Below are 8,111 nucleotides of genomic sequence, written 5' to 3' on the forward strand. Positions count from 1 at the left end.
GAGGCTGTATGTTAAATACCATCTAATAGTTAGCAAGATAATCTCTGATTCATATTGCTTCCACTTAAACAAATCTACTTCAGTTTCCAAAAAAATAGCCCCATCCCATGTCTCAATTTCAATCATGGTATCATGGATTAGAACTTTGCACCACAACCCATCTATGAAAGAGACTCATATTGTCTCGTTAGATAACGCAGATTAATTAAGCAGTTGCACGCCCTTTTTCTTAAAGGGTTCAATTCTTCTTTGTAGTACAGTTCTCCCAACAGATAAGCATCAGCAGCATCTGTCTTTATTTTACGAAGGCTGGACTTTCTAAGCCGATTTGAGATAAGCGGATTAATGACAATGTGCAGATAATGATGCTCCTCCAAGAACTTAACCACCGGACTTTGGTAATGCCCGGTTGCTTCTAGAACAAGCAAAGGACGTTGTCCAGACGCATGCTCTACATTGTGGACAAATTGAAGTAGCATTGCCAGCCCTTCACGGTTATGTTCGAATTGAAACGTCCCTCTGTACGGTTACCGCGCTCTAAAAAGGCTTGTCCATGGCTCTCTTCTTTAGAAAAATCTAACCCGATAACAGGGTTCATCCCATCTCTCCTCGATATAGATTTACCGGTAGCCCCTATAGGTAGTTCTTTTCGCTCCATAGCATCGCTTGTTATTCGGGATCTGCGTCCCAACCAGCCTCAATCATGGTCATGACAAGTAGGGGTGAACATTATAGCGCACGGGATCAAGTCCCACGGGCAGGAACGTTAGACCCAGCTACCTTAATCCTCAAAGCAAATGCAAAAAGGATCAACCAGAAAAAACTGGTTGACCTTATAATACGATAGAGGCAGGATAGTTTAAGATTCATACGTGGTGAACTGTATCATAAGTAACGGCGAAAAGTAATGCTGGGAATAAGTTCTGGGAATGCTGAAGGGGATATGATATCGATTGATTTTGTACCTCTAAGGCCTTTGGCTTTTAGGGGGTAAACTACATTTACATGGAAGCGTATGGAATTTCCTTTGCTACGGTAAATGATATACAATAAATTTAAAAAACATGATCCTTAACATGATCCTTGTAGTTATGAAAGTGGCCTACTATATAGAACTTCCGTGGAATGAGGTGCACGATGAATCAAATATTACTGGTTGAAGATGATGATAATTTTGTGTTCGGTATTAGCTACACCTTAACTAGTGAAGGGTATACTGTTATTCTTGCCGGTAGCTTAGAAGAAGCCAGAAAGGCATTAGTGACAGGCGCTGTCGATCTTATTTTGTTAGACGTTAATTTGCCTGATGGATCAGGTTATGAAATGTGTAGGGAAATCCGGGCATCGTCCCAAGTTTCTATTATATTTTTGACGGCTCTGGATGAGGAGACCAATGTTGTTGTTGGGCTTGATTTGGGTGCGGATGATTATATGACCAAGCCTATCCGGACCAAAGAACTCCTCTCCAGAATTAAAGCCGTATTAAGACGCAACAATAAGAATATAGAAAAAGCAAATATATGGAGATCCGGTGACATTCAGGTTCGAGTTCTCGAAGGAACTGTCTTCAAAAATAATAAAGAAATTATACTGACGGGGCTGGAGTATCGACTGCTGTTGATGTTAATCACTCACCCCAAACAAATTTGCAGCAGAAGCGCCATTCTGAATAGTTTATGGGATATGTCGGGAGAATTCATCGATGACAATACCCTCTCGGTTCACATCAGAAGGTTAAGGGAGAAAGTGGAGGACGAGCCTGCTACACCTCAATATATCATCACCGTTCGAGGAGTCGGATACAAATGGAATGCAGAAGTAGTAGGGAGTTGAACCATGATTGAAGTCATCAGGAATCCAGAGTGGAAGTCCATCGCCGCCAAAGCACTTGCATTACAACTTCTTTTGTCACTATTCATGTTCTTTTTTATAAGTAGTCAAGTCGGTAGCATAAATCAGACCATTGTGGACCAGAATGCAGCGCTAATTGGGTATATTTTGAAGAAAGAGCCCCAAGTTGAAAATGAAATTATTCACTATATTACCCAGGGAGCGGAAGAAAGTGAAATCATAGAGGGCAAACGGATATTGGCGCAATACGGGTATAAGGAGGATATGTCCGTAGAAGATCAGCCAGCACTTTCAGGCATCGCATTGCCCATGAATATGGCAGCTCTTGTTTTACTTTTTGTCATTCCATTCATGCTTTTGTTGCTATGGGAATATCGTAAATTGTTTGACAAGATCAGAACCGTTGCCTTTGCTGCGGAGCAGGTCGTAGAACGTCAATTTGACAAACCGCTGCCAGAGAACGATGAAGGAGACTTTGGTTTATTAGGACGCAGCTTCAACGCCATGGCTGGAAGGCTAAACAACAGTCTTGAGCAACTTAAACAAGAAAAAACCTTTCTGCACAATTTGCTATCCGACATTTCGCATCAACTTAAAACGCCGCTAGCATCACTAATTGTTTTCAATGAAAATTTGCTGAACGACCCCAAAATGAAGGAAGAAATGAAAGTTACATTTCTGGAACGAAGCCGGCAACAACTTGAACGAATGGAATGGCTCATCGTCAGTTTACTAAAGCTGGCACGGGTCGAAGCAGGGGCAATTTTATTTCACAATGAAGTGATTCGATTGAGGGAGTTGATCGAAAATGCTTTACAGTCGTTACGATTGTTATCCGAGCAGAAGATGCAGAAGATCTACATCCGTGGTGGCGATGAAATACTCGTACAGGCGGATGAAGAGTGGCTGACAGAAGCATTTATCAATCTGATTAAAAATGCACTGGAGCACACCCCAAAGGAGGGAGAAATCCATATTGTTTTGGAGGAAAACACCTTATTTAATACGATGATCATTCGAGATCATGGAGAAGGCATCTCTCCGGAGGATCTGCCTCATATTTTCAAACGATTTTATAGAGGAAGAAGTACCGCAAAACCTCAAAGTATTGGCATCGGTTTGTCTTTAACCAAGTTAATCATTGAAGGACAAGGCGGTATAATAACCGTTGCTAGTAAGCCAGGAGAAGGATCTGAATTCAGGATCTCGTTTCTTAAAGATAGTCGATAAGAGGAAGCTTACGAAAACGTAAGCTTCCTCTTCACTTTATCGTAAGCTTCGACGCTTAAAATAACAAACAAGCATAGTGATTTAAAAAAACTTGGAGGGATAACAGGTGGAAATACTTAAAACCATAAATTTATGCAAATCCTATGGAAGTGCAGAGGTCAAAGTGGAGGCATTGAAAAATGTCAATTTGTCAGTCAAGCAGGGAGAATTTGTAGCGATAGTGGGCGCTAGCGGGTCCGGAAAAAGCTCCTTGCTGCATCTGTTAGGGGGAGTGGACCGACCGACAAGTGGCCAGGTAATTATCGATGGCATTGAACTTTACACCAAAAGCGAAAAAGAACTTGCCCTATTCAGAAGGCGTAAAATCGGATTTATTTTTCAATCGTACAATCTGCTCCCGGTCCTTTCCACGGAGGAAAACGTTAAGCTGCCGATGTTGCTCGAAAACAAAAAAGTGGATGAAGCATATCTTGAGGAATTGCTAGACATTTTAGGGCTGATTAACCGAAGGCATCATCTTCCTTCTGAATTATCAGGTGGTCAACAGCAAAGAACAGCTATTGGTCGAGCCTTAATCAACAAACCTTCCATTATTTTGGCTGATGAACCAACCGGTAATCTTGATAGCAAACACAGCAAGGAAATTGTCGATCTACTTACCTTTTCCGTTAAAAAATACAATCAAACCTTGATTATGATCACGCATGATTTGAATATTGCTCAGCGAGCGGATCGAGTCGTGAAGATTGAAGACGGTTTACTGCAACAAAATGAGGTGAGTGAAGAGTGAATAACTATACCGGCCTTACCCTGAAATATTTAAAGGGTCAGAAAAAAAGATCATTGCTGACGATATTAGGCATTGTATTGTCGGTTACACTGCTCACATCGATTGGAACCATTGGTGTGAGCTATCACGACCAGTTAATCAGACAAACCATACGGGACTTCGGAGATTACCACGTGTCATTCAATAGTATTTCAGGAGAAGCTGTCCCAAAAGTAAATAATAATGCAACGGTAAAAAGTACGGGAGTTATCAGCCGAGAAGGCTATGTTGCCATTAGTGAATCGGATGTGAAAGAAAAGCGGGAAAATCCGATTGCCGCACCCTATCGTTACCTGAATGTAAAGGGCTATGATGTGGAAGCGATGAACATGCTTCAGGTACAGTTAGACTCGGGCAGACTGCCGAAAAATCCGAGTGAAATTATCCTTTCTTCACAGAGTTTGAGGTATTTTTCAGAAAAACCAAAACTTGGTGAAAGTATCAAACTAAACCTCGGCATTCGGAAGGTAGCATCGACCGGTAAAGAAAGAAAGATTGATGGTATGGGCGATCTTGGTTGGAATCTGGATGAAGCCTTTCAAGCCCAAACACAACGCGAATTCACGGTAGTCGGATTTATGAAGGAGATAGGCCGCGGTAATTGGTCTTCCACATTCATCTTTCCAGCCATAACTTTTAATGATAACAAGACGATTGATGAGAAGAAAAAGTACTTCATTTACGTCAAGATGAAAACCTTGGATCAAATTAAAGAAAAGACGGAAGCTATCTTGTCATCATTACGTGTTAGTGATGTTGATCAAGATTCTGCCAAGCAACTGAATCGGGAATACAGTATGGATAATTTGAGAATTGAGTATAATAATGAGTTGCTAAAGCTGTATGGCAAAAGCACGTATGAAGGGGTGAATAAAAGCTTCATACTGGCTTACGCTGCTGTCATCGCGATTATTATGATTTGCACCATAGCGGTTATTTATAATATATTCCATATTTCTGTGCTAGAGCGGATTTCACAATTTGGTATTCTACGGTGCATTGGAGCTACGCCATCTCAAATTCGCAAAATTGTGATTAAAGAAGCGACGCTTTTGAGCTTGATCGGTATTCCAATTGGGATCTTCACAGGAACCATTTTTATGAAGCTCTTGTTTTACAACATCAGCTTTTTAGAGTTAGGTTTTTTTAATGATATGAAGATGGTCATTTCCTTGCCGATTTTATTCTCAGCTGGTTTATTGGGGTTGCTGAGCGTCTATCTTTCCGCTATTGGACCAGCAAGACAGGCAGCTCGAGTATCCCCTCTTGAAGCGGTAAAAAGTGTAGGAAGCACGAAAATAGAAAAAATCACAAGTATTAAGCAATCCCTGCTTGTGAAGAAGTTGTTTGGCATAGAAGGACAATTTGCCAGTCGGAACTTGAAACGGAACAAGAAACGCTTCCGCATTACAGCTTTTTCCATGGTTATCAGCATCATATTATTTATTGTCTTTAGCGGTCTGATTGATTTTTTGAAGCAAATAACGCAATTACCGGGTATTCAATATTCTTATTCGGTTTCCTATGATGGCCCTTCTAAGCAGATAGATGATTCCGTCTATCAGGACATTCTCAAGCTTGATGCTGTACAACAAGCCTACAAGTTCTACAATAAACAAGCGATGGCTATTATCCCACAGAATAAGGTCAATCCAAGTTTTTTTGAACTAAGGAAAGATAGTTATCCGGATAAAGAAGGGGAGGGATATCGAAAAGACAACAATTACCTTGTATCCTACGGAAATGACGGTTTGGATGCTTTACAATCCAAACTCACTTCCGGAACGATCGACAAGGAGAAAATGAACCGGGAGAATGGCGTTATCGTTATACAAAAAATAAAGAAAATAACGGAACAAGGTAAACAGCTTATAATCGATCAAACCAACTTCAAAGTCGGAGATCAGATCAAAATACGTGCAACGGAAAAAAATGGTGAGGAGTACCACACGGTGACTGTGGCCGGAATCGCAGATCAAGAATTGTTGTCGAATAAATATACGGAGAGTGAAATTCTCACATTCATTACTACGCCGAATGTATTCGCAAAGATTATGGGCGATGACACTTATTCTAGAATATATATTCTTGCCAATCCCGATCTACCCAACACATCAATAATGGATTACCTTCAAGCATTAACCGAGATTGACGCCGGGTATAACTACACTGATAGAGTCACGGAATTAGCCCAAGCTAAAAACGACGCAACGATAGCCAGTATCTTTCTTTACGGTTTTATTGGTGTCATTGCTTTAATTGCCTTCTTGAATATTGTAAATACAGTGAGTACGAATCTGATTCTTCGCACCAAAGAGTTTGCAGTCCTAAAGGCAATCGGCATGACACAGAAAGAAATTAGGAAAATGATTATTTTAGAAGGGGTATTTTATGGATTGTTTGCTGCAGTTTACGGAGTTATTATCGGGACGGCTCTAAATTTTGTAATATACCGCCTCTTCAGGTATGCTGTGGAAATTGCTTGGGCTATCCCATGGCACAGTATCGGCTTCGCGTTTATAGGCGCAATTATTACCACTCTCATCGCAACAGTATGGCCGATGTACAGGCTAAATAAAGCCAGTATTGTCGATTCACTTGGAAGGGAAAACTAAGGTATCTGGGGGTAAATATGCGGATAAAATTCCCGTTTTGACCGACTTGATGTATCTCAATAAAGCATGACGATTCAAAGAGAAATTGAAATGAGAACAGCCCCTTCCATCTTTGAAGGGGCAATTTATATAAATGAGAAAGAAAATTATGAATAGGGTTTACAACTAAATAGTTTAATACTGATATAACAACAAGTGACTTGTTATTTGATCTCAATCCACCTGCTATTGTGGAAGAAATCTGTAACCTTGAACAAGGATTCTCTGGAACAGAAACCAATGAGGAATGCATGAATATCCATACCGCATGCCCGTTCAATGACAACTTCCACTTTGAAAACATCCTCTTTATGGCTCCGTCTAAGTAGAGGCAGGGGCAACAATCAGAAGTAGGATTAATCTCCCATGAGTGCTTCCCGTAAGGGAGCGACAATCTGTGATGTACCGTGATCGTTGGAATCAGACTAACGGATGGGCTCTAAGGCACCGTAGCTCATCGACCTTCCTCTCCCAGCCATAGTAGCAGTATGGACAGATTCTTCGACCCATTTTCATCATCTGTGGTGCAGCGCTTGCGCTGCATGTATGGCTATACCAGCTAATAGCTTGTCAATATTTAATTATTAATGAACGAAACGAGGGATGCTATACTGGAAAAAGGGTACGACAAATAACCGCTCCACAATATTTGGGAAGGTTTTCCTCAATGTCTAAGGCTTGCTAATTCAGTCTAAGCGGAAAGCTTCTTTCTTGGTTCGCGTTTAGTAATTGGATTTCGAGTAGCAGTAAACTTTCCGGAAGAAAAAACGCTAGGATCAATACCCGCAAATGCGATCAGTTTCTTTGCATGATCGAACCGATCGATTTCCCCGATTTCGGCCAAAATTGTTGCCGCAAGTTTAGTGCCAATGCCGGGGATCGATTGAATCAAATCATACTCCAATAATTCTTGAGCCAAATCCTCTATGGACTGATCAAGTTTCGATAGATGGTCTTGGTATTGAAGAAGTAAATGAATAAGTAGTTCCAGAGAGATTAAATGACTTGGGAAAGCTGTCTCCTTAAAGGGATTACGCTCTGCTGCAGCCATTAACTTTTGTGCCTTTTCTATCGTCCAACAGTTGGGATTAACATATCCCGCAAGATTATGAATGTGCGTCATAACGTCTTTCTCGGACATCGCTAGCACCACTTGAGACGTTGGATATAGAACCAGGAAACGAAGGGAAACCTTAGCATAAAGGTAACCAAACACGCCATGATACTCCGGGAACACTTGATCTAGCACCGCTTGGAATTGTAACTTTGCTTGAACGTACATATGGGTTAGAGACTCGTGTTGCCTTGTCAGGTAACGCAAATTCATCAGATATTGACCTCGTTTTTTGTAAGGCTCTAGTTCTTCTTTGTAGAATAATTCTCCCAACTGGTACGCATCAACGGCATCCGTGTTTACCTTGCGTAAATTAGCCTTTTTCGCTTGGTGTGAAAGTAACGGATTAATGACGATATGCACAAACTGATGCTCGTCCAAGAATTGAACAACTGAACTATGATAATGACCCGTTGCCTCTAATACGACTGCC

The 8,111-nt window shown here is 41.0% G+C and carries 5 protein-coding genes and 1 pseudogene; 4 read left to right on the forward strand and 2 right to left on the reverse strand.

Annotation, left to right across the window (positions count from 1 at the left end):
- Window positions 1-161 precede the first annotated feature (161 nt).
- Window positions 162-479: an IS110 family transposase gene (locus BK127_RS41170; protein ID WP_256711696.1), complete on the reverse strand. Its 318-nt coding sequence runs from the start codon at window positions 477-479 to the stop codon at window positions 162-164.
- A gap of 658 nt (window positions 480-1,137) precedes the next feature.
- On the opposite strand from BK127_RS41170, the gene BK127_RS41175 reads away from it, so the two are divergent.
- The 4 genes from BK127_RS41175 (at window position 1,138) to BK127_RS41190 (ending at window position 6,525) form a co-directional block, all read left to right on the forward strand.
- Entirely contained in the window at window positions 1,138-1,833 is a 696-nt protein-coding gene (locus BK127_RS41175; RefSeq protein ID WP_076238430.1) for a response regulator transcription factor, read from the forward strand.
- A gap of 3 nt (window positions 1,834-1,836) precedes the next feature.
- Entirely contained in the window at window positions 1,837-3,081 is a 1,245-nt protein-coding gene (locus tag BK127_RS41180; protein ID WP_076238431.1) for a HAMP domain-containing sensor histidine kinase, read from the forward strand.
- Window positions 3,082-3,187: 106 nt separating this feature from the next.
- On the forward strand, window positions 3,188-3,871 hold the full coding sequence (locus tag BK127_RS41185; RefSeq protein WP_076238432.1) for an ABC transporter ATP-binding protein: 684 nt from the start codon (window positions 3,188-3,190) through the stop codon (window positions 3,869-3,871).
- A complete protein-coding gene (locus tag BK127_RS41190; protein WP_076238433.1) occupies window positions 3,868-6,525 on the forward strand; it encodes an ABC transporter permease in 2,658 nt (885 codons plus the stop codon). Before BK127_RS41185 ends, BK127_RS41190 begins: the two co-directional genes overlap by 4 nt.
- 757 nt (window positions 6,526-7,282) lie before the next feature.
- On the opposite strand, the pseudogene BK127_RS41195 reads toward BK127_RS41190, so the two are convergent.
- Window positions 7,283-8,111: pseudogene (locus BK127_RS41195) on the reverse strand (IS110 family RNA-guided transposase); the annotation flags it as partial.

Source organism: Paenibacillus sp. FSL H7-0331 (assembly GCF_001956045.1).

What these genes read in the sequence shown, in the direction of transcription:
- BK127_RS41175 (WP_076238430.1), top strand. Translation starts at nt 1,138, where the DNA reads ATGAATCAAATATTACTGGTTGAAGATGATGATAATTTTGTGTTCGGT.
- BK127_RS41170 (WP_256711696.1), bottom strand. Translation starts at nt 479, where the DNA reads ATGCTACTTCAATTTGTCCACAATGTAGAGCATGCGTCTGGACAACGT.
- BK127_RS41180 (WP_076238431.1), top strand. Translation starts at nt 1,837, where the DNA reads ATGATTGAAGTCATCAGGAATCCAGAGTGGAAGTCCATCGCCGCCAAA.